The 25,522-nt window shown below is 63.2% G+C and carries 21 protein-coding genes; 17 read left to right on the top strand and 4 right to left on the bottom strand.

What is annotated here, in order from left to right:
- Window positions 1-100 precede the first annotated feature (100 nt).
- The gene (locus tag K0F86_RS02245; RefSeq protein ID WP_034780276.1) at window positions 101-523 is read right to left on the bottom strand and encodes a DUF1841 family protein; all 423 of its coding nucleotides are present in this window, start codon (window positions 521-523) and stop codon (window positions 101-103) included.
- Between the two features lie 442 nt (window positions 524-965).
- On the opposite strand from K0F86_RS02245, the gene mqo reads away from it, so the two are divergent.
- Window positions 966-2,555 (top strand): malate dehydrogenase (quinone), encoded by a 1,590-nt coding sequence (mqo, locus tag K0F86_RS02250; RefSeq protein ID WP_257571950.1) that lies wholly within the window; start codon window positions 966-968, stop codon window positions 2,553-2,555.
- 97 nt (window positions 2,556-2,652) lie between these two features.
- Here mqo and K0F86_RS02255 read toward each other — a convergent pair whose 3' ends face one another.
- Complete coding sequence (locus K0F86_RS02255; protein WP_219132740.1) at window positions 2,653-3,285, bottom strand: RNA pyrophosphohydrolase; 633 nt, start codon at window positions 3,283-3,285, stop codon at window positions 2,653-2,655.
- Window positions 3,286-3,489: 204 nt separating this feature from the next.
- Between K0F86_RS02255 and K0F86_RS02260 the strand changes: the two genes are divergently transcribed.
- Both K0F86_RS02260 and K0F86_RS02265 read left to right on the top strand, forming a co-directional pair.
- The gene (locus K0F86_RS02260) at window positions 3,490-5,229 is read left to right on the top strand and encodes a proline--tRNA ligase (RefSeq protein ID WP_219132741.1); all 1,740 of its coding nucleotides are present in this window, start codon (window positions 3,490-3,492) and stop codon (window positions 5,227-5,229) included.
- Window positions 5,226-5,852 (top strand): lytic transglycosylase domain-containing protein, encoded by a 627-nt coding sequence (locus K0F86_RS02265; protein WP_219132742.1) that lies wholly within the window; start codon window positions 5,226-5,228, stop codon window positions 5,850-5,852. The genes K0F86_RS02260 and K0F86_RS02265 overlap by 4 nt, the downstream gene beginning before the upstream one ends.
- A 76-nt stretch (window positions 5,853-5,928) precedes the next feature.
- Here K0F86_RS02265 and K0F86_RS02270 read toward each other — a convergent pair whose 3' ends face one another.
- Both K0F86_RS02270 and ffh read right to left on the bottom strand, forming a co-directional pair.
- Window positions 5,929-6,327 carry an SWIB/MDM2 domain-containing protein gene (locus K0F86_RS02270; protein ID WP_081344413.1) on the bottom strand — a complete coding sequence of 133 codons (399 nt, stop codon included), beginning with the start codon at window positions 6,325-6,327 and terminating at the stop codon, window positions 5,929-5,931.
- 457 nt (window positions 6,328-6,784) lie between these two features.
- Window positions 6,785-8,152 carry a signal recognition particle protein gene (ffh, locus tag K0F86_RS02275; RefSeq protein ID WP_096237853.1) on the bottom strand — a complete coding sequence of 456 codons (1,368 nt, stop codon included), beginning with the start codon at window positions 8,150-8,152 and terminating at the stop codon, window positions 6,785-6,787.
- A 238-nt stretch (window positions 8,153-8,390) separates the two neighbouring features.
- On the opposite strand from ffh, the gene K0F86_RS02280 reads away from it, so the two are divergent.
- The 14 genes from K0F86_RS02280 (at window position 8,391) to K0F86_RS02345 (ending at window position 25,451) form a co-directional block, all read left to right on the top strand.
- A complete protein-coding gene (locus tag K0F86_RS02280; protein ID WP_219132743.1) occupies window positions 8,391-8,900 on the top strand; it encodes a sigma-70 family RNA polymerase sigma factor in 510 nt (169 codons plus the stop codon).
- Entirely contained in the window at window positions 8,897-9,889 is a 993-nt protein-coding gene (locus tag K0F86_RS02285) for a FecR domain-containing protein (RefSeq protein ID WP_219132744.1), read from the top strand. Before K0F86_RS02280 ends, K0F86_RS02285 begins: the two co-directional genes overlap by 4 nt.
- A gap of 111 nt (window positions 9,890-10,000) precedes the next feature.
- Entirely contained in the window at window positions 10,001-12,202 is a 2,202-nt protein-coding gene (locus K0F86_RS02290) for a TonB-dependent siderophore receptor (RefSeq protein WP_219132745.1), read from the top strand.
- 110 nt (window positions 12,203-12,312) lie between these two features.
- Window positions 12,313-12,594: a hypothetical protein gene (locus K0F86_RS02295; protein ID WP_080753264.1), complete on the top strand. Its 282-nt coding sequence runs from the start codon at window positions 12,313-12,315 to the stop codon at window positions 12,592-12,594.
- The gene (locus K0F86_RS02300) at window positions 12,591-14,294 is read left to right on the top strand and encodes a PepSY domain-containing protein (protein ID WP_219132746.1); all 1,704 of its coding nucleotides are present in this window, start codon (window positions 12,591-12,593) and stop codon (window positions 14,292-14,294) included. Before K0F86_RS02295 ends, K0F86_RS02300 begins: the two co-directional genes overlap by 4 nt.
- Window positions 14,291-14,632 (top strand): DUF3325 domain-containing protein, encoded by a 342-nt coding sequence (locus K0F86_RS02305; RefSeq protein WP_219132747.1) that lies wholly within the window; start codon window positions 14,291-14,293, stop codon window positions 14,630-14,632. Before K0F86_RS02300 ends, K0F86_RS02305 begins: the two co-directional genes overlap by 4 nt.
- Before the next feature lie 91 nt (window positions 14,633-14,723).
- Entirely contained in the window at window positions 14,724-15,911 is a 1,188-nt protein-coding gene (locus tag K0F86_RS02310; protein ID WP_219132748.1) for an efflux RND transporter periplasmic adaptor subunit, read from the top strand.
- A 5-nt stretch (window positions 15,912-15,916) separates the two neighbouring features.
- Window positions 15,917-17,911 carry a MacB family efflux pump subunit gene (locus tag K0F86_RS02315; protein ID WP_219132749.1) on the top strand — a complete coding sequence of 665 codons (1,995 nt, stop codon included), beginning with the start codon at window positions 15,917-15,919 and terminating at the stop codon, window positions 17,909-17,911.
- A gap of 142 nt (window positions 17,912-18,053) precedes the next feature.
- Complete coding sequence (locus tag K0F86_RS02320; RefSeq protein ID WP_374197253.1) at window positions 18,054-19,043, top strand: ABC transporter substrate-binding protein; 990 nt, start codon at window positions 18,054-18,056, stop codon at window positions 19,041-19,043.
- A gap of 231 nt (window positions 19,044-19,274) precedes the next feature.
- Window positions 19,275-20,078 carry an inner membrane protein YpjD gene (locus K0F86_RS02325; RefSeq protein WP_219132750.1) on the top strand — a complete coding sequence of 268 codons (804 nt, stop codon included), beginning with the start codon at window positions 19,275-19,277 and terminating at the stop codon, window positions 20,076-20,078.
- Window positions 20,075-20,332, top strand: a complete 258-nt coding sequence (locus tag K0F86_RS02330) for a PP0621 family protein (RefSeq protein WP_219132751.1) — start codon at window positions 20,075-20,077, stop codon at window positions 20,330-20,332. The genes K0F86_RS02325 and K0F86_RS02330 overlap by 4 nt, the downstream gene beginning before the upstream one ends.
- Before the next feature lie 118 nt (window positions 20,333-20,450).
- Window positions 20,451-21,503 (top strand): sigma 54-interacting transcriptional regulator, encoded by a 1,053-nt coding sequence (locus tag K0F86_RS02335; protein WP_219132752.1) that lies wholly within the window; start codon window positions 20,451-20,453, stop codon window positions 21,501-21,503.
- Window positions 21,503-22,114 carry a 1,6-anhydro-N-acetylmuramyl-L-alanine amidase AmpD gene (ampD, locus tag K0F86_RS02340; RefSeq protein ID WP_219132948.1) on the top strand — a complete coding sequence of 204 codons (612 nt, stop codon included), beginning with the start codon at window positions 21,503-21,505 and terminating at the stop codon, window positions 22,112-22,114. The genes K0F86_RS02335 and ampD overlap by 1 nt, the downstream gene beginning before the upstream one ends.
- 382 nt (window positions 22,115-22,496) lie before the next feature.
- Complete coding sequence (locus K0F86_RS02345; protein ID WP_100874452.1) at window positions 22,497-25,451, top strand: ribonucleoside-diphosphate reductase subunit alpha; 2,955 nt, start codon at window positions 22,497-22,499, stop codon at window positions 25,449-25,451.
- Window positions 25,452-25,522 lie beyond the last annotated feature (71 nt).

A 25,522-nucleotide genomic window follows, 5' to 3' on the forward strand; every position in this document is an offset into this window, starting at 1 on the left:
TGGCACACCCTGTTCATGGCAGGAGTTGCCACTGTAGAGTGTTGCTTATCTGTATGTCTTATGCCAGATCAAGCAAACTTGTGCAGGATACTACCTGGGGTTAGCGGCGCCGCACGCAGTCGATATACGCATCCGTATCGGGCGGCAAGCCCGAGCGCTGCGAAGCCCAGATCATCTGGCCCAGGCATTCCATCACTTCGTGCTGGGCTGCATGGGCCGAATCGAGGCGCTGCGTGAGTTGCTGCACGGCCGGGCGGATGCCGCGCGGCTGGTCCACCTGCACCTGCTCCGTGATCGACAGATGCATGGACAGGTGCAGGAAAGGATTGGCCTGGCCCCCTTCGACGGAGTAGTCGCGCGCCAGCGCCGCTTCGACGTCGGAGAGCTCGTTTTCATACTCGGGGTGTTCGAGGATCCAGTCGAGCGCGATGGCTTCCATCGGCGTGAGGATCTCATGGGCGCGGTGCTTGCGTAATGTTTCGCAAAAGAAGCGGCGCACATCGTCGGAAGAGGGGTTGAACATGGCTGAAGGACTATGGCTAAAGGGCAGCCGGCATTGTACCGCGTACATCAACCAAGGGCATCGGGGATGCCCTTTTTGCCGTCTGGCACCCGCTTGCATGACCCGATAGTCACCGCAATTTAATACCCTGCAGTAAGTATTATCCACTACCGCCACGGCCCGGCGGCGCCAAATAACGGTGATAAAATCGCCGCTCTTGATATTTGCTCTGGACACGATGGCGATTTTGTTGCCATTGCGTGCTTCCATTGCCCGCACCTTTGCCACCGGATCTCGCTCCTGGCTTGTCCCGGAGCGCGGCAGCATGCCTATCACCATCGACATTGACCTGTCCGGCCGCCCTGGCGTTCCGGCTGGCCCACTGTTTTCATTTCATACAGCGATGGTGCCGCCCCGGTGGCGCGCAAGAATCATCTTTCAGTATCCAAAAATGGAGTTACGAATGCGTAAATCGCTATTACTTTTGATGTCGTGCCTGATCCTGGCGGCATGTAACAAGACCCCACCGGCCTCGTCCGAAAAACCGGTCGACGTGCTGTTGATCGGCGCCGGCACCATGAGCGCCACTCTGGGCAGCATGCTCAAGGAACTCGATCCCTCGCTGACGATGGAAATGGTCGAGCGCCTCGATTCTGTCGCCGCCGAAAGCTCGGATGCGATGAACAACGCGGGCACGGGCCACTCGGCATTCGCCGAACTGAATTACACGCCGGAAGCGGCCGATGGCAGCATCGAGACCAAGAAAGCCGTTGCCATCAACGAGCAATTCGAGATTTCCAAGCAATTCTGGGCTTATCAGGTGGCCAACAAGCACCTGGGCGCGCCGCAAACCTTCATCAACAATGTGCCGCACATGGCCTTTGTGTGGGGCGACGACAATATTGCCTTCTTGAAGAAGCGCTATGCCGCGCTGCAAAAGGAAAACCTGTTCAAGGGCATGCTGTACTCGGAAGACCCGGCGCAGATCGCGCAATGGGCGCCGCTGGTCATGCAAGGGCGCGACCAGGGCCAGAAAGTGGCTGCGACGCGCATGGAAATCGGTACCGACGTCAATTTCGGCAACCTCACGCGCGGGTTGGTGAGCTACCTGACGGACAGTCACGGCATGGTCCTGCACCTGCGCCACCAGGTGGAAAACATCCAGCGTGGTGCCGATGGCGTGTGGAACGTGACGGTGAAAGACTTGAACAGTGGCAAGGAAAAGACCATGCGTGCCAAGTTCGTCTTCATCGGTGCCGGCGGTGGTTCGCTGCCGCTGCTGGAAAAATCGGGCATTCCTGAGGCCAAGGGCTACGGCGGCGTGCCGGTGGGCGGCCAATGGCTCGTGACCACCAATCCTGAACTGGTGGCGGCGCATGCGGCCAAGGTCTACGGCAAGGCGTCCGTCGGTTCGCCGCCGATGTCCGTGCCGCATCTCGATACGCGCATCATCGATGGCAAGAAAGCCCTGCTGTTTGGCCCGTTTGCCACCTTCTCGACGAAGTTCCTGAAAAACGGTTCGTGGACCGACTTGCCTGCCTCGATCGGCACGGGCAATGTGAAACCGATGCTGCAGGCCGGCTACGACAATATTCCGCTGACCAAATACCTGGTCGAGCAAGTCATGAACACGCCGGAAGACCGCTTGAAGACGTTGCGCGAATACCTGCCGAACGCCAAGATGGAAGACTGGACCCTGCAAAACGCGGGTCAGCGCGTGCAGATCGTCAAGGATGACCCCGTCAAAGGCGGCTTGCTGCAGTTCGGCACGGAAGTCGTCGGCGCCGCCGATGGCAGCATCGTTGCCCTGCTGGGCGCCTCGCCAGGCGCCTCGACCGCGCCGCCGATCATGATCAAGGTGCTGCAAACGGCATTCAAGAGCCGTCTGGCCACACCGGAATGGCAGGCGAAGATGATGGAAATGGTGCCGTCATACGGTCAAAAGCTGAACAATGACCCGGCCCTGGCCAACAAGATCCGCCATTACAGCAGCAATATCCTGGGTCTGAAAGCGATCACGCTGGACGTGCCACCGGCGCCTGCGGCAAATTAAATCAGCCTGACCGGCAGGGTGTTCCTGTCGGTATGTAAAAAGGGGCAGCCTGGTCAGGCTGCCCCTTTTGCGTGGGAAGTGCGTTCATTGCGGTGGACTACCCCTTGTCCGGCAAGATCAGCTCCGGTGTACACCCTTCGGCGGCGATGCCGTCGCAAGGCTTGGCCAGTGCCGCGCCGTCCTGCGGGCGTGGCGCATGGGGTTGGCGCAGGTAGCGCGAGGTGTGGCGCTGCGCTTGCTGTGCGTTGCCATGCACGGGCCAGGTCAGGAAGCGGGACAGCTCCTGCAAGGCGCGCTGATACACATCGCGTTTAAATTCAATGACGACATCGAGCGGGACCCAATATTCATGCCAGCGCCAGGCGTCGAACTCGGGATGGTCGGTCAGGCGCAGATTGACGTCGTTATCGCGCGCGCACATTCTCAGCAGAAACCAAATCTGCTTCTGGCCACGGTAATGGCCGCGAATCTCGCGCTTGATGAAGTGGTCTGGCACTTCATAGCGCAGCCAGTCGCGGGTGCGGCCGACAATTTTGACGTGTTCCTGTCTGAGTCCGATTTCCTCTTCAAGTTCGCGAAACATGGCTTGTTCCGGTGTTTCGCCATATTTGATACCGCCTTGTGGAAACTGCCATGAGTGCTCGCGCACCCGCTTGCCCCACCACACCTCGTTCTGGGCGTTTAGCAGGATGATGCCGACGTTGGGCCGAAACCCTTCACGGTCGAGCATAATGCACCTCAAACTTTCTGCGACCGAGCGTCCTTTTTTACATAATTACCCACAACTTCGCAAGCCGGTGACCTTTTCGGGGTGCGAAAAGCGCCGGAATCGCACCAATTGAGCGCATTTGTGTAAAGTATGGACGCATCAGCCAGCTAATCCTTTAAAATTAGGTTGATTATAACCCTCTCTTTTTAAAAAGAATTCACCGTTATGCGCGCCTCCCGTTTTTTTATTTCCACACTTAAAGATGCACCTTCTGACGCGGAAATCGTCAGCCACCAATTGATGATGCGTGCAGGCATGATCAAACGCCTCGGTTCCGGCATCTATACCTACATGCCGATGGGCTTGCGCGTGATCCGCAAGGTGGAAGCCATCATCCGTGACGAGATGAACAAAGCCGCCGGTATCGAACTGCTGATGCCGCTCGTGCAGCCGGCCGAACTGTGGCAGGAGACGGGCCGCTGGACCAAGATGGGCGACGAACTGATGCGCGTGAAAGACCGCCACGGCCGCGAATACGCGATCCAGCCGACATCGGAAGAAGTCATCACCGACGTCGTGCGCACGGAAATCAAGTCCTACCGCCAACTGCCGCTGAACTTTTATCATATCCAGACCAAGTTCCGCGACGAGCGCCGTCCCCGCTTCGGCCTGATGCGCGGCCGCGAATTCACCATGAAGGACGCGTACTCGTTCGACCGCGACCTGGCCGGCATGCAAGCGTCGTACAAGGTCATGTTTGACGCCTACACGCGCATCTTCACGCGCTTCGGCCTGAAGTTCCGCGCCGTGGCCGCCGACAATGGCGCCATCGGCGGTTCCGGTTCGCATGAATTCCACGTCATCGCCCACACGGGTGAAGACGCGCTCGTGTACTGCCCGACGTCCGACTACGCGGCCAACATGGAAGCGGCCGAAGCGCTGCCGCCAGCGGGCGAGCGCCCGGCCGCCACCCAGGCACTGACGAAAACGGCCACGCCGGACACCGTCAAGTGCGAAACCGTGGCCGCCTTGCTGGGCCTGGAGCTGTCGCAAACCGTGAAAACCATCGCCCTGACGGTGGACACGACGGGCAAGGATGAGAAAATCACGCAACAGCATTTCATGCTGCTGCTGCGCGGCGACCATGAATTGAACGAGATCAAGGTGGGCAAGGTTGCCGGCCTGGCCGGTCACCGTTTCTCGACGGAAGCGGAAATCCTGGAAGTCTACGGCACGATTCCTGGCTACCTGGGCCCGATCGGCACGAAGGCACCCGTCACCGTGGTGGCGGATCGCACGGTCGCCCACATGAGCGACTTCGTCTGCGGCGCGAATGAGGCCGGTTTCCACTACACGGGCGCCAACTGGGGCCGCGACGTGGCCGAGCCAGCCATCGTGGCCGACTTGCGCAATGTCGTCGCCGGCGACGCGTCGCCGGACGGCCAGGGCGCACTCGCCATCGAGCGCGGCATCGAAGTGGGCCACGTGTTCCAGCTGGGGACGGCGTACTCGGAAAGCATGAAAGCCACCTTCCTCGACGAGAACGGCAAGCCTGCGCCGCTGCAGATGGGTTGCTACGGCATCGGCGTGACGCGCATCCTGGGCGCCGCCATCGAACAGAACTTCGATGACAAGGGCATCATCTGGCCGGCGTCGATCGCGCCATTCGAGGTCGTGCTGTGCCCGATGGGCATGGACCGTAGCGAACTGGTCAAGGAAGAGACGGAGAAGCTGTACGCGGCCCTGCAAGGCGCTGGCGTGGATGTCATCGTCGACGACCGCGGCTTGCGCCCTGGCGCCATGTTTGCTGACTGGGAACTGATTGGCGTGCCGCACCGCATCGTCATCGGCGAGCGTGGCCTGAAAGAAGGCAAGCTGGAATACCAGGGCCGCCGCGATGCGGAAGCCACCGGTGTTGCGCCGGACGAGATCGTCGCCTTCATCCAGGGCAAAATGGCGCAGTGAAGCGTCCATCAGTAAGCAAGGTGGCTGGCGCGCTCGCGCTGGCCGCCGGCCTGGCCTGCGCTCCCTTGGCGCAGGCCGGCAATCAGAAGGAGGAGGCGCTGGCCGACTCCGTCCGTCTGGCCCTGTCGCACGCGATCCGCGACGAACGCCCGCCGCAACCCAAATTTGCCACCCCTATCGAACTGCAGCGCTACCAGCAATGGCTGGCGCAGATGTCGCAACGCCTGCAGCGCAAGCTGCCGGACGGGCAGCTGCGCACGGAATTTCTGGAAACCGTCTGGTATGAAGCGCGCCGCGCGGGCCTGGAACCGGCCCTGGTGCTGGGCCTGATCCAAGTGGAGTCGGCCTACCGAAAATATGCCGTCTCGCTGGCCGGCGCGCGCGGCTACATGCAGGTGATGCCGTTCTGGACGGGCGTCATCGGCGACAGCGACCGCAGCAAGCTGTTCCACATGCAAACGAATTTGCGCTATGGCTGCGCGATCTTGCGCATGTACCTGGATATGGAACGCGGGGATTTGTACCTGGCGCTGGGGCGGTATAACGGCAGCCGGGGGCGGGCCGAGTATCCGAATGCGGTAAGGGCGGCGTGGAAACAGTGGGAATTCAGACCGGCCGGGTGAATGGCAAGCAAAAAAATGCCCCGCTCGCAGTGATGCGGCGGGGCACTCGCTCGGTGTTGGGCCGGCGCGTATCTGATTATTTCAAATGATCGGAGATCAGTTTCGTCATTTCAAACATGGAGACTTGGGCTTTGCCGCCGAAAACAGCTTTCAGCTTGTCGTCCGCATTGATCATGCGGCGGTTGGCCGGATCTTGCAGATCGAGTTTCTTGATGTAATCCCATACCTTTTTGGTCACTTCCGTGCGCGGCAGTGGTGCTGCGCCAACAACGGCGGCCAACTCTTTCGATGGCGTCATTGCTTTCATGAATGCTGCGTTTGGCTTGCGTGGTGTTGCCGGTGCTGCCGCTTTCTTCACCGCTGCTGGTTTAGCTGCTGCTTTGGCTGCGGGTGCTGCTTTTTTGGCGGCTGCAGGCTTGGCTGCTGCTGCTGCTTTGGCTGGCGCTGCTACTGGGGTTTTTTTGGCTGTTGCCATCTTCGAGCCTCCTTAACAAACACATGGGAAATTGCGCAATTAATCGCACGGCTAATATTGGTGTGGATTTACCTTGTATGCAAGTGTTTTTCACGTTTTCACGAGGAAAAAGCAGGGAAATGGCGATGCTGTCGCCCGGGCGCACCGCTTGGGGGCGCAGAACGGCGTTTTTGCCCGTAAATGGCATGGTTGCTGGCTATGCGGGGAGGGGCACTGTGGGGGGAGGGAACAGTGATGCCGGACACATGAAAATGCAATCCGGCATTATTTAGAACGATGTTTTTCGGGTTTTAAAGCGATGATCCTGCGGCATCTCGAAGGCCTTCAAAATCACAGCGAGCGGATGGTATTTGTGGCCGAGAAGCGCAACCGTACTTTAGTACGGTGAGCATCGCCGGCCGCAAGGACCACCGCGCAGCGGATTTTGAAGCCTTACCTCATCGCGGATTTTGAAGCCTTACCTCATCCCAGGCATCATGCCCTTCATGGAACGCATCATCTTCATCATGCCGCCGCCCGACAATTTCTTCATCATCGTCTGCATTTGCTCGAATTGCGTCAGCATGCGGTTCACTTCCTGCACTTGCACGCCGGCGCCGGCGGCGATGCGGCGCTTGCGCGTGGCCTTGATCAGTTCAGGCTTGGCGCGCTCCTGCGGCGTCATCGAGTCGATGATGCCGCACATGCGGCGCACCTGTTTATCGGCTTGATCCATGTTCTTGCCGCCGGCCGCCTGCTGGAACTGGGCCGGCAGCTTGTCCATCAGGTTGGCCATGCCGCCCATTTTCTTCATCTGGCCCAGTTGCGCCTTGAAGTCGTTCATGTCGAACTTGCCGCCGACCTTGATCTTTTGCGCCAGGTCGGCCGCTGCCTTGCTGTCGACGCCCTTGCGCGCTTCTTCCACCAGCGCGAGGATGTCGCCCATGCCCAGGATGCGGTTGGCCATGCGGGTCGGATCGAACGCTTCCAGGCCGTCGAGTTTTTCCGAGACGCCGGCAAACTTGATCGGCTTGCCCGTGATGTGGCGCACCGACAGGGCTGCACCGCCGCGCGCGTCGCCATCGAGCTTGGTCAGCACGATACCGGTCAGCGGCAGCGCATCGTTGAAGGCTTTCGCCGTATTGATGGCGTCCTGGCCCAGCATCGCGTCGACGACAAACAGGGTTTCGATCGGTTTCACGGCGCCGTGGATGGCGGCGATTTCGCGCATCATCTCTTCGTCGATACCCAGGCGACCCGCCGTATCGATGATCAGCACGTCGTGGTAATGCTTTTTCGCCCAATCCAGCGCGGCCAGCGCGATATCGACCGGCTTGTCCGTGCTGGCGGACGGGAAGAAGTCGGCGCCCACCTGGGCGGTAACCGATTGCAGCTGGGCGATCGCGGCAGGGCGGTACACGTCGGCCGAAACGGTCAGTACTTTCTTCTTCTTTTCTTCTTTCAGGTACTTCGCCAGCTTGCCGACGGTGGTGGTCTTACCCACACCCTGCAGACCGGCCATCAGGATGATGGCGGGCGGTTGCTGCGCAAAGCTGATCTGCGACGCTTCCGGTCCCAGGTCGGCGCCCATCAGGGCGGCCAGCTCGCGCTGCACCACGCCGACCAGGGCCTGACCTGGCGTAAGCGAGGAAATGACATCCTCGCCCATGGCTTTTTCTTTGACTTTGGCGATGAATTCGCGCACGGCGGGCAGGGCGACGTCGGCTTCGAGCAGCGCCAGGCGCACTTCGCGCAGCATGTCGGCGGTGTTCGCTTCGGTCAGGCGCGCCTCGCCGCGCATGGTCTTGACGACTTTGGCAAGCCGTTGGGTGAGATTATCTAGCATGATGAACCTGCAATGAAAAGCTTGGGAGTGGGCGGCGAAAGCCGGACGATGGGCGCCATTTTACCCCATCGCGGGTGGCTGGCGGTCTTGCGCTGCAGTGCTTGGCGGTTGGCCGGCTTTTGAATTAGTTGGTATTTCTGCCAATGCCGCGATTGCATCAAAGGCATTGCGCGGTTAGAATGAGAATAATTCTTATTTACATTCTCGGGTGCCGCACGCCTGAGCCGAAAGGGATGCCATGTCGGCCGCCGATTTTGCCCAGCAACAAGACCTGCACGCACTCTACAGCAGCCATCACGGCTGGCTGCAGGGCTGGCTGCGGCATAAGCTGGGCAGTGCGGGCGACGCGGCGGACCTGGCGCAAGACACCTTTGTCAGCGTGCTGACCAATGGCACGGCACCGCAGATCCGCGAAGCGCGGCCTTTTCTCGCCACCATCGCGCGGCGCCTGGTGGCGCACCGTTACCGCCGGCAAGTGCTGGAAGACGCGTATCTGCAGGCGCTCGCTTGCCTGCCGCCCGAGGTGGCGCCCGCGCCGGAAGAACGGCTGCTGGCGCTGGAAGCCTTGCAGGAAATCGATGTCGCCCTCGACGGCTTGCCGGGTCCCGTGCGCACGGCGTTTTTGCTGGCGCAGCTGGAAGGCCTCAGCTATGCCGAGATCGCCGCGCGCCTGAACGTGTCGGCCAGCTCGGTCAAGCAGTACCTGACGCGTGCCAACCGCCAGGTGTTTTTCTCGCTGCCGGCATGAGCACGCTGGCAGAACCCGCGGCCTTGGCGGCCATCGGCGAGGAAGTGCAGCAGCAGGCGGCCGAGTGGCTGACCGTGTTGATGTCGGACGAGGCCAGCGAAGCGGAACATGCCGCCTGGCAGCGCTGGCGCGGGGCCGACCCGGAACATGAACGGGCCTGGCAGCATATCGACGCGGTGTCGCGGCGCTTCAACGGCTTGCACCGCGGTGCGGCCGCGCAGGCGCTGGCCGGCACGCAGCAACAAGCCGTCAATGGCAAGCGGCGCCAGTTGCTGGCATGGCTGGGCGTGGCCGCTGGCGGCGGCGTGCTGGCCGCGCAGACGGGCGCCTGGGATGGTGTGCGCGCCCTGCGCGCCGACTACCGCACGGCCACGGGCGAGCGGCGCGAGGTGGTGCTGGACGATGGCAGTGTGCTCAGCCTGAATACGGGATCGGCCGTGAGCGTGCGTTTCGATGACAAGCGCCGCCTGATCGAACTGCTGGCCGGCGAAATCCTCGTCAGCAGCGGCCACGGTGCCGGCAGCGCCGCGCCGTTGGTGGTGGCCACGCGCGAAGGCCTGGTGCGCGCGCTGGGCACGCGCTTCGTCGTGCGCCAGCAGGATGGCGTCAGCACCGTGGAGGTGTTTGAAAGCGCCGTTGAAATCCGCCCGCGCGACAGCGCTGGCGCGCCCTTGCTGCTGGCGGCCGGGCGTGGCGTGGCGTTTTCCCGCCATGCGCCGGACGCGCCGCACGCCATCGACGCGTATGCCGATGCCTGGTCGCGCGGGCAGCTGATCGTCGACGACGTGACCCTGGGCGACTTTCTGGCCGACCTGGCCCGCTACCGCCCGGGCGTGATCGACTGCGCGCCGGCAGTGGCCCAGCTGCGCTTGTCGGGCGTGTTCCCGCTGGCCGATACCCAGCGCATCCTGAACATGCTGCCCAACTCGCTGCCGGTGCAGGTGCGCAGCCGCACGCGGTACTGGGTGACGGTGGAGCCGGCCGCGTAGTACTCCGCAAAAAATATTTGCAGTCGGACTGCCCGTTTTTCGTTTTCGCGGCACCTACAGGGTAGGGCGCCTGTTTTCTACCGTCTCATGACACCACTATCAGGAACTTGCATGTCGTACGCTTTAAATTTTGTCAGTTTGCCATCGTCTCGCTCCGCACTGCGTCCACTGGCGCAAGCCGCCGCAGCCCTGTGTCTGGCCGCCAGCCTGCCGGCGCAGGCGCAGCAGGCTGCGCCTGCGATTCCTGCTGCCGAGCAAACCATGCTTGGCGTGTCCGTCACGGCGGGGCGCGATGCGACGACGGAAGGTAGCGGCTCCTACACGACAGGCGTGAGCAATACGGCCACCAAGCTGAATCTGTCGCTGCGCGAGACACCGCAGTCGGTCAGCGTGCTGACGCGCCAGCAGATCGACGACCTGGGTATCACGACCCTGGACGACGCCGTGCAGTCGATCACGGGCTTGGTCATGCAGAAGGGCAACTTTACGGGCGATTCGGGCAGTTTCAGCGCACGGGGCTTTCCAGTCGACAACATCCTGTTCGACGGCTTGCCTACCAGCCTGGGTGCGAACGGCACCTTCAATGGCGACAATGATGACCTGGCCATCTACGACCGCATCGAGGTGGTGCGCGGCGCCACAGGCTTGATGACGGGCAGCGGCACGCCCAGCGCGGCCATCAATATGGTGCGCAAGCGCCCGACGGCCATGCCGCAAGCCTCGTTCTCGGCCAGCATCGGCAGCTGGAGCAACTACCGCCTGGAAGCCGATGCGGCCAACGCACTCAACGAAGCGAAGACCCTGCGCGGGCGCATCGTCGTGACGCTGCAGGACAAGAAGGACTATGTTGACGTGCTGCATGGCCGCAATCACCAGCTGTATGGCATCATCGAGGCCGACCTGCGCCCCGATACCACCTTGACCCTGGGCGCCCACTACCGCAAGACCGATAACGACGGCGTCACCACGGGCGTGGTGACGGCCGCCGACGGCACTTTTTTGAACTTGCCCCGCTCGACTTACCTGGGCACCGACTTCGATGACTGGCGCCAGACGGACAAGACCATCTTCGCCGAACTGGAGCACCGCTTCGCTAACGGCTGGAAGGCCAGGCTGGCCGCCACGCGCAAGACGCCCGAGATCGACACGACGTTTTCCGGCATCAGCCGCCGCGGCGACACCCTGCGCTTCAATTCGCAAAGCTACCGCGCCGAGCTGGCCAACACCAGCTATGACGCCTATGCCAGCGGCAGCTACAGCCTGTTCGGCCGAGAGCACGAGCTGACCGTCGGCGCCAGCCACCGCCGTTCGTCGAAAAACAGCTATGGCGGCTGGGCGCCGTACAGCTGGGGCGCGGCCGCGCCGGTGATCGACCCGTTCAACTGGGATGCGGGCAGCGTGGCGCCCCCCGTCATCAACTACGCGCAGTGGGGCACGGCCAGCATCACCGAGCAAAGCGGCGTGTATGCGGGTACGCGCATGCGCCTGGCCGACCCGTTGTCGCTGGTGCTGGGCGGGCGCGTGAGCTGGTACAAGGACGATGCCGGCTACTCGGTGGCGCGCGAATTCACTCCTTATGCGGGTGTCGTGTATGACCTCGACAAGCAGCATTCCGTGTACGCCAGCTGGACCGAGATCTTCCAGCCGCAGGCTTCCACGGATGCCAATGGACAGCCCTTGAAGCCGATCAGCGGCACCAACTATGAAGCGGGCGTGAAAGGCGAATACTTTGGCGGCGCCCTCAATGCCAGCGCAGCCGTGTTCCAGATCCGCCAGCAAAACCGCGGCGTGGACGACCTGGCTGGCCCGAATCCTTGCCCCGGCAGCACCTGGGGCTATTGCCAGCGCGCGTCGGGCGAAGTGCGCAGCGAAGGCGTGGAGCTGGATGTGGCGGGTGCGCTGACGCCCGACTGGCAGCTGTCGGCCGGTTTTACTTATGTAAAGGCGCAATTTACGCGCGACAGCGATCCGGCCAATATCGGCAAGGATTTCAACAGCCGCTATCCGCGCCAGCAGCTCAAGCTGGCCACCAGCTACCGCCTGTCCGGCGCCGCGCAGGGTTGGCGCGTCGGCGCCTCGGTGTATGGGCAGGGCGCTACCGAATCAACCGACGGCACCTACCATCTGCGCCAGGGCCGCTATGCGATCGTGGGCTTGAACGCGGCCTGGCAGATCGACAGCCGCGCCGAGCTGCGCCTGAACGTCAACAATGCACTCGACAAGCACTATTACCAGAGCATCTATTCCGATGTCTTCGGCAATCTGGCAGGGGCGCCGCGCAACCTGATGCTGACCTTGAACTACAAACTGTAAACAATCACTTTTGAATGACCTATCTTGATGAAGGATGCATGGCTTATGGATGTGCAGTTGAACCTGGCCCGCGATGGCGTGACCACGCTGGTGCCGCAGGGAGCGCCGCGATGATGAAATCGGCCAACATGATGTTGTTCTCGCGCGTGCTCGCCGCCATCTTTGGCGGCTATGCGCTGACGTCCGGCGTGGCCGTGCTGCTGTCGGCCGTGCTGCCGCTGTCGCGCGCCGAAGCCGTGCTGACGGCGACCCTGAGCGCCTTCGTCGTCTACACCTGCGCCGTGATCTGGGTCTTTGCCGTGCAAGACCTGCGCCGCGCCTGGCTCGGCATGCTGCTGCCGGCCATTGCCTGCGGCGGCATCGGCATGCTGCTGTCGCGAGGTGCCGCATGAACGCCGTCAAGGTAGACAAAGTGGTCAAGACGCCGCAGCAGGGCGGCTTGCGCCAGGCCATGGCCTGGCTGCATACATGGAGCGGGCTGTGGATTTCCTGGCTGCTGTTCGCCATCTTCCTGACCGGCACCCTGGCCGTCTTCGACGACCCGATCGGCCACTGGATGACGCCCGAACACGCCCTGGAAGAGACGGCGCATGCGAACGATCCGCCGCTGCCGAAGGTCACGGACCGCGCGCACCGCCTGGAACTGGCGCTCGACTTCATGGCGAAGGAGCATCCGCAGGCGGACATGTGGGAAATCTGGCCCGTGCAGCGTCCCGGCCATGGCTTGTCCGCCTACTGGTTCCAGCCCAGCGGCGGCTATGGCTCGGCGGATCTCGATCCGCTGACGGGCGCCGTCATCGAGCATGCGCGCGAGGCAACGGAGCGCGAAACCATCGGCGGCCACCATTTCGTCGATTTCCATTACGAGCTGCACGCGGGACGCATCGGCGTATGGATCGTCGCCATCACCACCATGATCATGCTGGTGGCGCTGGTGAGCGGCGTCATCACGCACAAGCGCATCTTCAAGGATTTCTTTACCTTCCGCCCGGCCAAGGGCCAGCGCTCGTGGCTCGACGCGCACAACGCGGTGGCCGTGCTGACCTTGCCGTTCCAGTTCATGATCGCCTACACGGGCCTGGCATTTTTCAGCGATGACTATGTGCCGGCTCCCGTGGTGGCGCAATACGGCATGGACAATCCCAAGAAGGCCTTCCTGGCCGACTGGAACGATGCGGGGAAACCTGCGCGCTCGGGCCAGCCGCTGGCCATTCCCGCGCTGGAGTCGTTCGCGCAGCGCGCCGAACAGGCCATCGGCCAGGAAATCCGCGCCGTGGTGCTGGACAATCCGAACGATGCCTCCATGCGCGTCTGCATGTACGGCTGGAATGAAGACACGGAACTGCTCACGCGCCTGAGCGCCAATTCGGGCAGGGCCTGCTATGCGCTGGCCACGGGCGAGCAGGTCGCCTTGCGCCGGCCCGGCGCGTCCGACACGGGCGGCGCGGGCCTGACGCGCTCCGTCATGTCGAACCTGCACATGGCGGGGTTCGGCGGCACGCCGATGCGCTGGCTGTACTTCTTCTGCGGCCTGGCCGGCACGGCCATGATGGGCACGGGCGCGATCATGTTCATGGTCAAGCGGCGCCAGAAGTCCGGCGGCGAGTTCGGCGCCTATACGCAGCGCGTGTACCGCGTCATCGCCTGCCTGAACGTGGCGGCGATTGCCGGCCTGTCCATCGCCTGCGTGGGCTTCCTGTGGGCCAACCGTTTGATCCCCGTCGGCATCGAGCACCGCGCCGGCTGGGAAGTGCGCGCCTTCTTCGGCGTGTGGTTTTTGATGCTGGTGCATGCCTGCCTGCGCGCGGAAAAGCGCGCGTGGATCGAGCAATTGGGCTTGCTGGCGGCCCTGTGCCTGCTGCTGCCCGTGCTCAATGTCCTGAGCACGGGCGACAACCTGGTGGCGCAGGTGGCACGCGGCGACTGGGAAAGCGCGGGCGTGGAGCTGGGCAGCATGGCCTTCGGCCTGCTGGCCGCCTGGGGCGCGTGGAAAGTCCACCAGCGCAAGGAAAAGCCGCTTAAAAAAGCCGCCGCCAGAGAAAACGCTGCGCCCGCGGCCAGCCTGCAGGTCAACACGGAAGGACAGTCATGATTAGCAGCATCCTGTGTGCGCTGGGCCTGTCGTATGCGGGCATGGCCAGCCTCTCGCTGGCGATGGACCGCCACCATGGCCAGGTCTGGGGCAGGGACGCGGCGCCGAACGTGCGGCGCGCGCTGCAACTGGCGGGCGCCATCCTGCTGGCGCTGGCCATCTGGCCTTGCGTGGCCGGCTGGAGCGCCAGCGTCGGCGTGGTCGCCTGGCTGGGATTCATCGGGGCGGGAGCGTTGCTGGTGGCCCTGCTGCTGCCGTATGCCCCCCGCTTGCTGTTTCGTAGTTCCCTGCTGGCAGCCGTCGCCGCGCTGGCAGGTCTTGTGACGTTTCTGCGGTGATGTTCACCGCCATTTTCAAGGATAGACTGATGCATTTTTCACGCCTGGCGACACCGATTGATGTTTTGAATGTAGTGAAGGCGGCTTCCTGATGGCGGCCCGCCTGCCTTCCCGCCGCGCCCGCATCCTGGGCGGCGCGGTCTTGCTGGCGCTGTTAGGCGCCGGCGCACTGTGGGCCACGCGCGGCCCGGCCACCGTGTTCGACACGGCGCCCGTCAAGCGCGGCAATATCGAGTCCAGCGTCACGGCCATCGGCACCCTGCAGCCGCAAACCTATGTCGACGTGGGCGCGCAGGTGTCGGGCCAGATCACGCGCCTGCACGTGCAACCGGGCAGCGCCGTGGAAAAAGGCCAGTTGCTGGCCGAGATCGACCCCAGCGTGCAGCAAGCCACGGTCGACGCGGGCCGCGCCGCCTTGGCGGGCTTGCGCGCGCAACTGGCCGACCAGCAGGCGCAGCACCGCCTGGCGGGCCAGCAGCATGGCCGCCAGAAGCAGATGGCCAAGTTTGATTCCACGCCTTTGGCCGACCTGGAAACGGCCGAAGCCACGCTGGCCTCGGCCGGCGCCAAGATCGACCACCTGAAGGCGCAGATCGACCAGACCCAGGCCAGCCTGAAGGCGGACGAGGCGCGCCTCGGCTATACGCGCATCTACGCGCCGATGGCCGGCAAGGTGGTGGGCCTCGATGCCAAGGAAGGGCAGACCCTGAACGCCACGTACCAGACGCCGAACATCCTGCGCATCGCCGATCTGTCGGCCATGACGGTGTGGACGGAAGTGTCGGAAGCGGACGTGCGCCGCGTGCGCCCGGACATGCCCGTGTACTTCACCACCCTCGGTGGCGACCAGCGGCGCTGGAGCGGCAAGGTGCGGCAAGTGCTGCCGGCCCCGCCGGTGCCTGGTGGTTCCGCCGCCGGCACGGCCCTGGCGCCGTCGACCAGCAAGGTGATTTTATATACCGTGCTGTTCGACGTGGATAACGCCGATGGCGAATTGATGCCGCAGATGACGGCGCAGGTGGTGTTTGTCACGGCAGCGGCAAACAATGTGCTGGCCGTGCCCTTGCCGGCCCTGAAGCCATCGACCGAGGAAGGCGCCAAGCCGGGGCAGTTCACGGCCCGCGTGATGGATGCCGACGGCAAGGTCGATACGCGCGCCGTCACCGTGGGCGTGCGCAATCGCCTCAGCGCGGAAGTGCTGCAAGGCTTGCGCGAAGGTGAATTGCTGGTCACGGGCGAGCAGCCGGCCAGCAGCGGCGCCAGCAGGTTCCAGCTGTGAGCGCCATGAGCGAGGCCGCGTCGCTGGGGCAGGCCGGAGAGCCTGGCCAGCCGGCGCCACTGATTGAACTTGCCGGCATCCGCAAGCGCTACGGCGGCCATGACGGCGCGCCGGCCGTGGAAGTGCTGCGCGGCCTGACCTTGTCCATCGGCGCCGGCGAATTCGTCGCCATCGTGGGCGCGTCCGGTTCCGGCAAATCGACCCTGATGCATCTGCTGGGATGCCTGGATCGTCCCAGCGACGGCACCTACCGCTTCGCCGGCCAGGACGTGGCCAGCCTGAATCCCGATGAACTGGCGTGGCTGCGGCGTGTAGCGTTCGGCTTCGTCTTCCAGGGTTATCACCTGATCGCCACCGAATCGGCGCGCGAGAACGTGGAAGTGCCGGCCCTGTACGCGGGCATGCCGGCGGCCGCCCGCCACGCCCGTTCCGAGGCGCTGCTCAAGCGCCTGGGCCTGGGCGAGCGGCTCGATCACCGGCCAAATCAATTATCGGGCGGGCAGCAGCAGCGCGTGTCGATCGCGCGCGCCCTGATGAATGGCGGGCGCATCATCCTCGCCGATGAACCGACGGGGGCGCTCGACAGCGGCAGCGGCGCCGAAGTCATGGCCTTGCTGGGTGAACTGGCCGACGCGGGCCACACCATCATCCTCATTACGCATGACCGCAAGGTGGCGGCCCAGGCGCGCCGCGTGATCGAGATCAGCGATGGCGAAATCATCGCAGACTCGGGCGCCATCGCCATTCCCGCCACGTCGACGGCTCTGCCGCCGCTGGACATGTCGCGCGCCGCCCACGATACAGGCGCGTCGCTGGGCACGGAATTGCTCGACGCGGCGCGCGCCGCCTGGCGCGTGCTGTGGATCAACCGCTTCCGCACGGGATTGACCCTGCTCGGCATCGTCATCGGCGTCGCTTCCGTGATCGTCATGCTGGCCATCGGCCTGGGCACGCGCCAGCAAGTGATGGCCCAATTGGGCGCGTTCGGCTCGAACCTGCTGTACATGGCGTCGCGCGGCGAAAGCTCGCGCATCCCCGGGCGCAGCATCACCCTGGCCGACCTCGATGCGCTCAAGGATGTGCCGGGCATCACCCACGTGCTGCCGAATGTCACGGGCAACAAGGTGATACGCCACGGTAACCTCGACGTGCAGACCTATGTGCGCGGCACGGGGCCGGCCCTGCCGCAGATCCAGACCTGGCCGGTGGCCAAGGGCGGCTTCTTTACCGACGAGGACGAACGCGAGATGGCCACCGTGGCCGTGCTGGGCGCGCACCTGGCCGAAAAGCTGATGCCCGACGTGCCCAACCCCGTGGGGCAGAGCATCCTGATCGGCAACGTGCCGTTCCAGGTGATCGGCGTGATGAGCGCGAAGGGCGCGCTGACGGGCGAGAAGGATGAAGACGACGTGCTGCTGCTGCCGTTTTCCACGGCCGGCATCCGCGTCTTCGGCCAGCGCGAGCCGACGTACACGGTCCTGGCGGTGGCCGACGTCAAGCGCGTGACGGAAGTGGAGGCGGCGGTCGACGCCACCATGTTCGAGCGCCACCGCATCCGCGACTATGGCATCAGCAACGCGGCCGCGTCGATCGCCGCCGAAGCGAAGACGCAGGACAACATGACCATGATGCTCAGCCTGATCGCCGCCGTCTCGCTGGTGGTGGGCGGCATCGGCGTCATGAACGTGATGCTGATGACGGTGCGCGAGCGCACGCGCGAAATCGGCATCCGCATGGCGACGGGCGCGCGCCGGCGCGACATCCTGCGCCAGTTCCTCACCGAAGCCGTGCTGGTGTCGGTGGTGGGCGGCGTGGCCGGCATCGTGGTCGGCGTGACGGTGGCCGGCTTGCTGCTGGTGTGGGACGTGCCGGTGATCTTTTCCCTGAGCGCCATCGCCGGCGCGTTTGCCTGCGCCGTGGTGACGGGACTGGTGTTCGGCTTCATGCCGGCGCGCAAGGCGTCGGGACTCGATCCGGTGGTGGCGCTGGCGGGACAGTAGGTGTCGTCACGATGCCGGCAGCCACGCTGCCGGCAAAAAAATGTTGCCCTGGCTCCAACACACGGTACTATCTCCCCATAATATAAGAAAAGCTGTGTTTTATGCCCTTGCGGGCACACACCAACCACCACAGGAGAACCCGATGCAGAAGAAATCAACCTTGAAGACCGGTATCGCCGCCGCCCTCATGCTGGCGTTCGGCATGGGCGCCGTGCAGGCCCAGGCACAGGAAGTCGTGCGCCTGGGGAATTTGAAATTCGCCCATTACGGCGCCGTGTCGTACATCAAGGAAATCGCGCCCAAGTGCGGCATCAAGGTCGAAGAGCATATCTTCGCCAAGGGACTCGATGTGATGCAGGCGATCATCGCGGGCGAGCTGGACGTGGGCGCGACGGCGTCCGAAGCGGCCATTTCCGGCCGTGCCGGCGGTGCGCCCATCTATGTGGTGGCCGGTTTTGCCAAGGGCGGCGCGCGCCTGGTGGCGGGCGCCGGGCAAAAGATTGCCAACGTGAAGGATCTGAAGGGCAAGCGCGTGGGCGTGACGCGCGGCGGCATCCAGGAAGTGCTGCTGCTGGCCGAGCTGGCGCAAGCGGGCCTGACGTATGCCGACACCAAGGGCAAGGATGTGCAACTGGTGTTCCTCGCGTACGCCGACTTGAACCAGGCGCTGATGGGCAAGAATATCGACGCCATGATGCAGTCGGAACCGCAATCGTCGCAGGCGATCAACAAAGGTTTTGGTACGGAAATCCTGAAACCGTATGACACGCCGATCGGCGAGCCCGTGCGGACCATGGTGATGACGGAAAAGTTCTACAAGGAACGTCGTCCGGTGGCGGAAAAATTCATGCGCTGCTTCGTCGAAGCGACGAAAACCTTTATCGATAACAAGGCGACGGCGGAAAAGTACGTGCGCGAAGTCGTGTTCCGCGGCCAGATCACGAAGGATGACTTCGACGACGCGATCAGCAATTCGCCGTATTCGTACGACATCTCGCCCGAGCATATCCAGGTAACCACCGATGTGATGGTGAAAACGGGCGTGGGCCGCATGACGAAGCCGCCCGTGGCCAAGGACTGGGTCAAGACGGACTTGCTGGAGCAGGCGAAAAAGAGCCTGAACGTGAAGTAAACCGGAGATGGGCAGTGCCCGATGGCCCGCTTGAGCGGGCCATCATTTTTTGTGGCACACATATATATAGGTGGGCGGCGCGAAAGATTGTCGAAATCTTGAGGGTGCGCCACCCCGTCACGCCTCAGGCGCGATATCATGGCAGGCTTGCAGCCTCGGTCGGTGGCATATTGCCCGCCACCCATGCTGTCGCTTGAATCGCGCTTGTCGGCTATGGTGTAAACTTAAACTATGCAGATCTATTTCTTTCTTATCGCCGCCCTGTTGTACGCGGCGTGCGCGGTGCTTCCCTCGTCCCGTGCCCGGCTCATTGCCGGCCTGACCGGCGTCGCCTGGCTGGCGCACGCCGCCACCCTGTGGTTCGACCTGATGGCGCCGGGCACCTTGCGCTTCGGCTTTTCCGCCATGCTGTCGGCCGCGCTGTGGGTATCGGTGGGCGCCTACTGGATAGAGAACCGCAATTTCAGCCTGGACGGCCTGCGCCGCATGGTCATGCCCAGCGCCGTCATCGCCATCGGCCTGGCCTGGGCCTTTCCTGGCAGCCAGGTCAGCATGGAAGGCAAGTCGGCCGTCTTCGGCTGGCATATTGCCGTGGCCGTGCTCGCTTACAGCACCCTGACGATTGCCGCCTTTCACGCCGTACTGATGGCGCTGCAGGAATCGCGTTTGCATACGCGCAGCGAAAGCCGCGGCTTCATCGGCAGCGCGCTGGACCAGTTGCCGGCCCTGCTGACGATGGAAAAGTTGCTGTTTCGCATGATTGGCCTGGGCTTCATCCTGTTGAGCCTGACCGTGCTGTCAGGCATCGTGTTTTCCGAGCAATTATTTGGCAAGGCCTTGACCTGGGATCACAAGTCGGTGTTTACCATGCTGTCGTGGCTGTTGTTTGCCGCGCTGCTGGCAGGCCGGCGCTTTCGCGGCTGGCGCGGCAAGACGGCCCTGAGTTTTACCCTGGCCGGTTTCGCCACCTTGTTGCTGGCCTATGTCGGCAGCCGTTTTGTACTGGAAGTGGTTTTACACCGAGGATTCGCATGACACGTGTTTTATTCTGGCTGGCGCTGGTGTTCCTGGTGCTGTTTGCTATCCGCAGCAAGATTCGTGGCATGCAGCAACGGGCCCGCGCGCAACAGCAGCAGCCGAATCCGTATGCGTCGCCGGTGCGGCCACAGGAATTGCCCGATGCCGAGCTGATGCTGTGCTGCGCCCATTGCGGCGTATATTACCCGGCCTCGGAAAACGTGCAGGCCAAGGGCCACGATTACTGCAGCCACGCGCACGCCACGCTGTAAGGGCCGGCCGGCAGATTCGCTCGCGTTGCTCATCCGTATCGTAACGTCCTCCGGCCTGCGTCCGGCGTAGCATCTGCAGCAGGCGCTTCGTCGCCGCCATTGCAGAAAGGCGTGTCCCATGTCCAGCCCCAGCCCGCATGCCGTGACCGCCGCCGGCATGCCACCGGCGCCTCAACTGAGCGGCAACTCCCTGCCCATGCAGGCGCTGCGTGCGCAGATCGCCCGTATCGCCCGCTGTGGCGCGCCAGTGGCCATCCGCGGCGAATCGGGTACGGGCAAGGAATTGGCGGCGCGCGCCATCCATGCGCAGGGTGCGCGCGCCAGCTTCCCTTTTATTGCCGTCAACTGCGGCGCGATTCCCGAAGCGTTGATGGAGGCCGAATTCTTCGGCTGCCGCCAGGGCGCCTATACGGGGGCGCTGCATGAGCGCCAGGGCCTGTTCCAGGCGGCCCATGGCGGCAGTTTGCTGCTCGATGAAGTCGACGATCTGCCGCTGGCCATGCAGGTCAAGCTGTTGCGCGTGCTGCAGGAGCGCCGCGTGCGCAAGCTGGGCGGTAGTGCTGACGAGGCCGTCGACGTGCGCATCCTGTGCGCCAGCCAGCATGGCCTGGCGCGCGGCGTGGCCGCCGGCACGTTTCGTCAGGATCTGTTTTACCGCCTCCAGGTGATCGAGCTGGCGCTGCCGCCGCTGCGCGAGCGGCGCGGCGATCTGCAGGTATTATGTGAGGTGATCCTGGCGCGTCTGGCGCCACGCCAGGCCGTGAGCCTGGCGCCGTCCGTGCTGGCGGCTCTGGCCGCGTATGCGTTTCCCGGCAATGTGCGCGAACTGGAAAACCTGCTGGAGCGCGCACTGGCGTTTGCCGACGGCGGCGTGATTGCACTCGACGCGCTGGCCTTGCCGTCCGCGGCGGCCAGCATGCCGCTGCGGGCGGCGCCGGAACCGCCGGCCGCGCCGGAGCGGCAGCTGTGTCTGCCCGGCATGGCGGCATATGGCGTGCCGCCCGTCTTGCCGCTGGACATGTATTTACGCCAGGCCGAGCGCGACATGATCATGCAGGCGCTGCTGCAGGCGCGCTATCACCGCGCACGGGCGGCGCGCCAGCTGGGCCTGAGCGTGCGCCAGCTGCGTTACCGGATGCAGAAATTGACGATACAGGAAGCGCTACCTTGATGACAGCATGGACGATAGATGAAGATGGCTGGTGCGACGGCGCGCTGCGCTATGACTCGCCGTACCACGATGCGCGCCCGGACGGTGCGCAAGTCGATTTGCTGGTGATCCATAACATCAGCTTGCCGGGCGGCCACTTTGGCGGACCGCATGTGTCGGACTTGTTTACCGGCCGGGTAGACTATAATGCCGATCCTTCTTTCGCCGACCTGCGTGGCTTGCAGGTGTCGGCGCACTTTTTTGTGCGGCGCGATGGTGCGCTGTTGCAATATGTTTCTACTGATCAACGTGCCTGGCATGCCGGCGCGTCCATGTTCGAAGGACGCCCGCAGTGCAATGGCTATTCCATCGGTGTCGAAATGGAAGGCGCGGACGATGTGCCCTTCCAGCGGCGGCAATACCATGTGCTGGCGGCGCTGACGGCGGCACTGGTGGCGCGCTACGGGCTGTCCCAGGTGCGCGGCCACGAGCACATTGCGCCGGGGAGGAAGACGGATCCGGGGCCGTTTTTTGACTGGCATTTTTATCAAAAATGCTGGCTGGAAACTATGCGCGGGCAGCCTGCGTTAGCGCTTACTACGCGGGGATTGGGCTTTCCATCCGTGCCCTGAAAAGTCAACCGAAATCGTATATGAAAATACAAAAAATTACGCTGGCGGATGCCGGAAAACTATTGCATCGGCTTTCGATGGGCACTACAATTAGTGCATAACTTGGATTTAAAGACTATATGTAGTGCCATCACAGACGTTTTCAGAATTATTACCAAAGCTACCCTGTTTGTTGATATGGCAACGGGAACTGGCGTTTCATCACCCTTGATCGTGTTTCGCGCCAGCCGGGCTGTACAGGTTGGCCGTATGATTTTTGGCTGTATATTATTTACTATTTAGCAACAAATACCTGAAGAAACCCTGACCATCGGGCGTTCTATTCAACAACACACGCGGCAGCAAAACTGCAGGCTGACTTTAGCTGACAACGGGAGCTTCAATGCAATCACCACAAGATATTTCCATCCATCCAACGCCAGTATCGCCAGCGCCAGGCGCGGCCAATAGCGTGGCGAGCACGGGCGCGGCATTGGGCGACTATCGCATCATCCGCCGCAACGGCGCGGTGGTGGCATTTGAGCCTTCGAAGATCGCCATCGCCATGACCAAGGCGTTTTTGGCCGTTAACGGCGGCCAGGGCGCCGCTTCGGCACGCGTGCGCGAACTGGTGGAGCAACTGACCGACGGCGTCGTCGCCGCGCTGGTGCGCCGCCATCCGGGTGGCGGCACCTTCCATATCGAAGACGTGCAAGACCAGGTGGAACTGTCGCTGATGCGTTCGGGCGAGCACGACGTGGCGCGTGCCTACGTGCTGTACCGCGCCAAGCACATGGAAGAGCGCCGCTTGCAGAAGGAGGCGCTGGGCGCTTCCGCGCAAGTGACCGCCCCCCAACTGAACGTCACCGACAACGGCGTGCGCCGCCTGCTGGACATGCAGGAAGTGCGCGACCTGATCAACGCCGCCTGCGCCGGCCTGGAAAAGCACGTCGATGCCGACGCCATCCTGGCTGAAACCGTGAAAAACCTGTACGACGGCGTACCCGTCGAAGAGCTGCACAAGTCGGCCATCCTGGCGGCGCGCGCGCTGATGGAAAAAGATCCGGCCTACAGCCAGGTCACGGCCCGCATCCTGCTGCACACGGTGCGCAAGGAAGTGTTCGGCAAGGAAGTGCCGCAAGCGGCCGCTGCCGCCGAGTACCTGACGTATTTCCCGCAATATATCGCCAAGGGCATCGCCAACGACCTGCTGAATCCGGTACTTGCCAGTTTCGACCTGGAACGCCTGGCCAAGGCCATCGTTGCCGACCGCGACTTGCAATTCGGCTACATCGGCCTGCAAACGCTGTATGACCGCTACTTCCTGCACATCCATGACGTGCGCATCGAAATGCCGCAGGCGTTCTACATGCGCGTGGCCATGGGCCTGTCGCTGAACGAGGCGGACCGCGAAGCGCGCACCATCGAGTTCTACAATCTGCTGTCCTCGTTCGACTTCATGAGCTCGACGCCGACCCTGTTCAACTCCGGTACCCTGCGTTCGCAACTGTCGTCGTGCTACCTGAGCACCGTCTCGGACGACCTGGAAGGCATCTACGACGCCATCAAGGACAACGCGCTGCTGGCCAAGTACGCCGGCGGCCTGGGTAACGACTGGACGCCAGTGCGCGCCCTGGGCGCCCACATCAAGGGCACCAACGGCAAGTCGCAAGGCGTGGTGCCGTTCCTGAAAGTGGTCAACGACACGGCCGTGGCAGTCAACCAGGGCGGCAAGCGCAAGGGCGCCGTCTGCGCCTACCTGGAAACCTGGCACATGGACATCGAGGAATTCCTCGACCTGCGCAAGAACACGGGCGACGACCGCCGCCGCACGCACGACATGAACACGGCGAACTGGATTCCCGACATGTTCATGAAGCGCGTCATGGAAAAAGGCGAGTGGACCCTGTTCTCGCCATCCGAAACGCCGGACTTGCACGACCTGGTCGGCAAGGCCTTTGAAAAGGCTTACCTGGGCTACGAAGCCAAGGCAGCCGCCGGCGAAATCCGCTCGTTCAAGAAGATCGCCGCGCTGGACCTGTGGCGCAAGATGCTGTCGATGCTGTTTGAAACGGGCCACCCATGGATCACGTTCAAGGATCCTTGCAACATCCGCAGCCCGCAGTCGCACGTCGGCGTCGTCCACAGCTCGAACCTGTGCACGGAAATCACGCTGAACACGGGCCCTGACGAAATCGCCGTCTGCAACCTCGGTTCCGTCAACATGCCGGCGCACATGAAGGAAGGCAAGCTCGATCACGTCAAGCTGGCCAAGACCGTGCGCACCGCCATGCGCATGCTCGACAACGTCATCGACATCAATTACTACGCGGTCGAGAAGGCGCGCAATTCGAACATGCGCCACCGTCCGGTCGGCATGGGCGTGATGGGCTTCCAGGACTGCCTGCACATGATGCGCATCCCGTTCGCCTCGGACGCAGCGGTCAGCTTCGCCGACACCTCGATGGAAGCCGTCTGCTACTACGCCTACCTGGCGTCGACGGAACTGGCCGAAGAGCGCGGCCGCTATGAATCGTATGCCGGTTCGCTGTGGGACCGCGGCATCCTGCCGCAAGACTCGGTGAAACTGCTGGCCGAAGAGCGCGGCGGCTACCTGGAAGTCGATTCCTCGTCGGCCATGGACTGGACCCCGGTGCGCGAACGCATCGCCAAGTTCGGCATGCGCAACTCGAACTGCGTGGCGATCGCCCCGACGGCGACGATTTCGAACATCATCGGCGTGTCGGCCTGTATCGAGCCGACGTTCCAGAACCTGTATGTGAAATCGAACCTGTCGGGCGAATTCACCGAGATCAACGGCTACCTGGTGCGCGACCTGAAGGCGCGCGACCTGTGGGATGAAGTCATGATCTCCGACCTGAAGTACTTCGACGGTTCGCTGGTGAAGATCGACCGCATCCCGCAAGACTTGCGCGACATCTACGCCACCGCCTTTGAAGTGTCGCCAAGCTGGCTGGTGGAAGCGGCTTCGCGTCGCCAGAAGTGGATCGACCAGGCCCAGTCGCTGAACATCTACATGGCTGGCGCATCGGGCAAGAAGCTCGACGAGACCTACAAGCTGGCATGGCTGCGTGGCCTGAAAACCACCTACTACCTGCGCACCATCGCCGCTACCCACATGGAGAAATCGACCTCCAAGACGGGTGCCCTGAACGCCGTGGCAGTCGATGGCGGCATGTCGGCCAGCGCCCAGAGCGCCCAGGCAGCGGTCGTGGCGGCAGCCGCTGCCGCCGTGGTGGCGCCCGTGGTGGCAGCTGCGGCGGACGACGCCGATGGCGAAGCCTGCTACCTGCGTCCGGGTGATGACGGCTTTGAGGAATGCGAAGCCTGCCAGTAAAATTTTAGTTGTCAGCCCAGTACTTCTGGGCTGATTCAATGTTGTTAATGTCCGCATTGCCCGATACAACG

Source organism: Janthinobacterium sp. UMAB-60 (assembly GCF_900095235.1).
Lineage (GTDB): Bacteria > Pseudomonadota > Gammaproteobacteria > Burkholderiales > Burkholderiaceae_D > Janthinobacterium.

What these genes read in the sequence shown, in the direction of transcription:
- K0F86_RS02245 (WP_034780276.1), bottom strand. Translation starts at nt 523, where the DNA reads ATGTTCAACCCCTCTTCCGACGATGTGCGCCGCTTCTTTTGCGAAACA.
- mqo (WP_257571950.1), top strand. Translation starts at nt 966, where the DNA reads ATGCGTAAATCGCTATTACTTTTGATGTCGTGCCTGATCCTGGCGGCA.
- K0F86_RS02255 (WP_219132740.1), bottom strand. Translation starts at nt 3,285, where the DNA reads ATGCTCGACCGTGAAGGGTTTCGGCCCAACGTCGGCATCATCCTGCTA.
- K0F86_RS02260 (WP_219132741.1), top strand. Translation starts at nt 3,490, where the DNA reads ATGCGCGCCTCCCGTTTTTTTATTTCCACACTTAAAGATGCACCTTCT.
- K0F86_RS02270 (WP_081344413.1), bottom strand. Translation starts at nt 6,327, where the DNA reads ATGGCAACAGCCAAAAAAACCCCAGTAGCAGCGCCAGCCAAAGCAGCA.
- ffh (WP_096237853.1), bottom strand. Translation starts at nt 8,152, where the DNA reads ATGCTAGATAATCTCACCCAACGGCTTGCCAAAGTCGTCAAGACCATG.
- K0F86_RS02280 (WP_219132743.1), top strand. Translation starts at nt 8,391, where the DNA reads ATGTCGGCCGCCGATTTTGCCCAGCAACAAGACCTGCACGCACTCTAC.
- K0F86_RS02285 (WP_219132744.1), top strand. Translation starts at nt 8,897, where the DNA reads ATGAGCACGCTGGCAGAACCCGCGGCCTTGGCGGCCATCGGCGAGGAA.
- K0F86_RS02290 (WP_219132745.1), top strand. Translation starts at nt 10,001, where the DNA reads ATGTCGTACGCTTTAAATTTTGTCAGTTTGCCATCGTCTCGCTCCGCA.
- K0F86_RS02295 (WP_080753264.1), top strand. Translation starts at nt 12,313, where the DNA reads ATGATGAAATCGGCCAACATGATGTTGTTCTCGCGCGTGCTCGCCGCC.
- K0F86_RS02300 (WP_219132746.1), top strand. Translation starts at nt 12,591, where the DNA reads ATGAACGCCGTCAAGGTAGACAAAGTGGTCAAGACGCCGCAGCAGGGC.
- K0F86_RS02305 (WP_219132747.1), top strand. Translation starts at nt 14,291, where the DNA reads ATGATTAGCAGCATCCTGTGTGCGCTGGGCCTGTCGTATGCGGGCATG.
- K0F86_RS02310 (WP_219132748.1), top strand. Translation starts at nt 14,724, where the DNA reads ATGGCGGCCCGCCTGCCTTCCCGCCGCGCCCGCATCCTGGGCGGCGCG.
- K0F86_RS02315 (WP_219132749.1), top strand. Translation starts at nt 15,917, where the DNA reads ATGAGCGAGGCCGCGTCGCTGGGGCAGGCCGGAGAGCCTGGCCAGCCG.
- K0F86_RS02320 (WP_374197253.1), top strand. Translation starts at nt 18,054, where the DNA reads ATGCAGAAGAAATCAACCTTGAAGACCGGTATCGCCGCCGCCCTCATG.
- K0F86_RS02325 (WP_219132750.1), top strand. Translation starts at nt 19,275, where the DNA reads ATGCAGATCTATTTCTTTCTTATCGCCGCCCTGTTGTACGCGGCGTGC.
- K0F86_RS02330 (WP_219132751.1), top strand. Translation starts at nt 20,075, where the DNA reads ATGACACGTGTTTTATTCTGGCTGGCGCTGGTGTTCCTGGTGCTGTTT.
- K0F86_RS02335 (WP_219132752.1), top strand. Translation starts at nt 20,451, where the DNA reads ATGTCCAGCCCCAGCCCGCATGCCGTGACCGCCGCCGGCATGCCACCG.
- ampD (WP_219132948.1), top strand. Translation starts at nt 21,503, where the DNA reads ATGACAGCATGGACGATAGATGAAGATGGCTGGTGCGACGGCGCGCTG.
- K0F86_RS02345 (WP_100874452.1), top strand. Translation starts at nt 22,497, where the DNA reads ATGCAATCACCACAAGATATTTCCATCCATCCAACGCCAGTATCGCCA.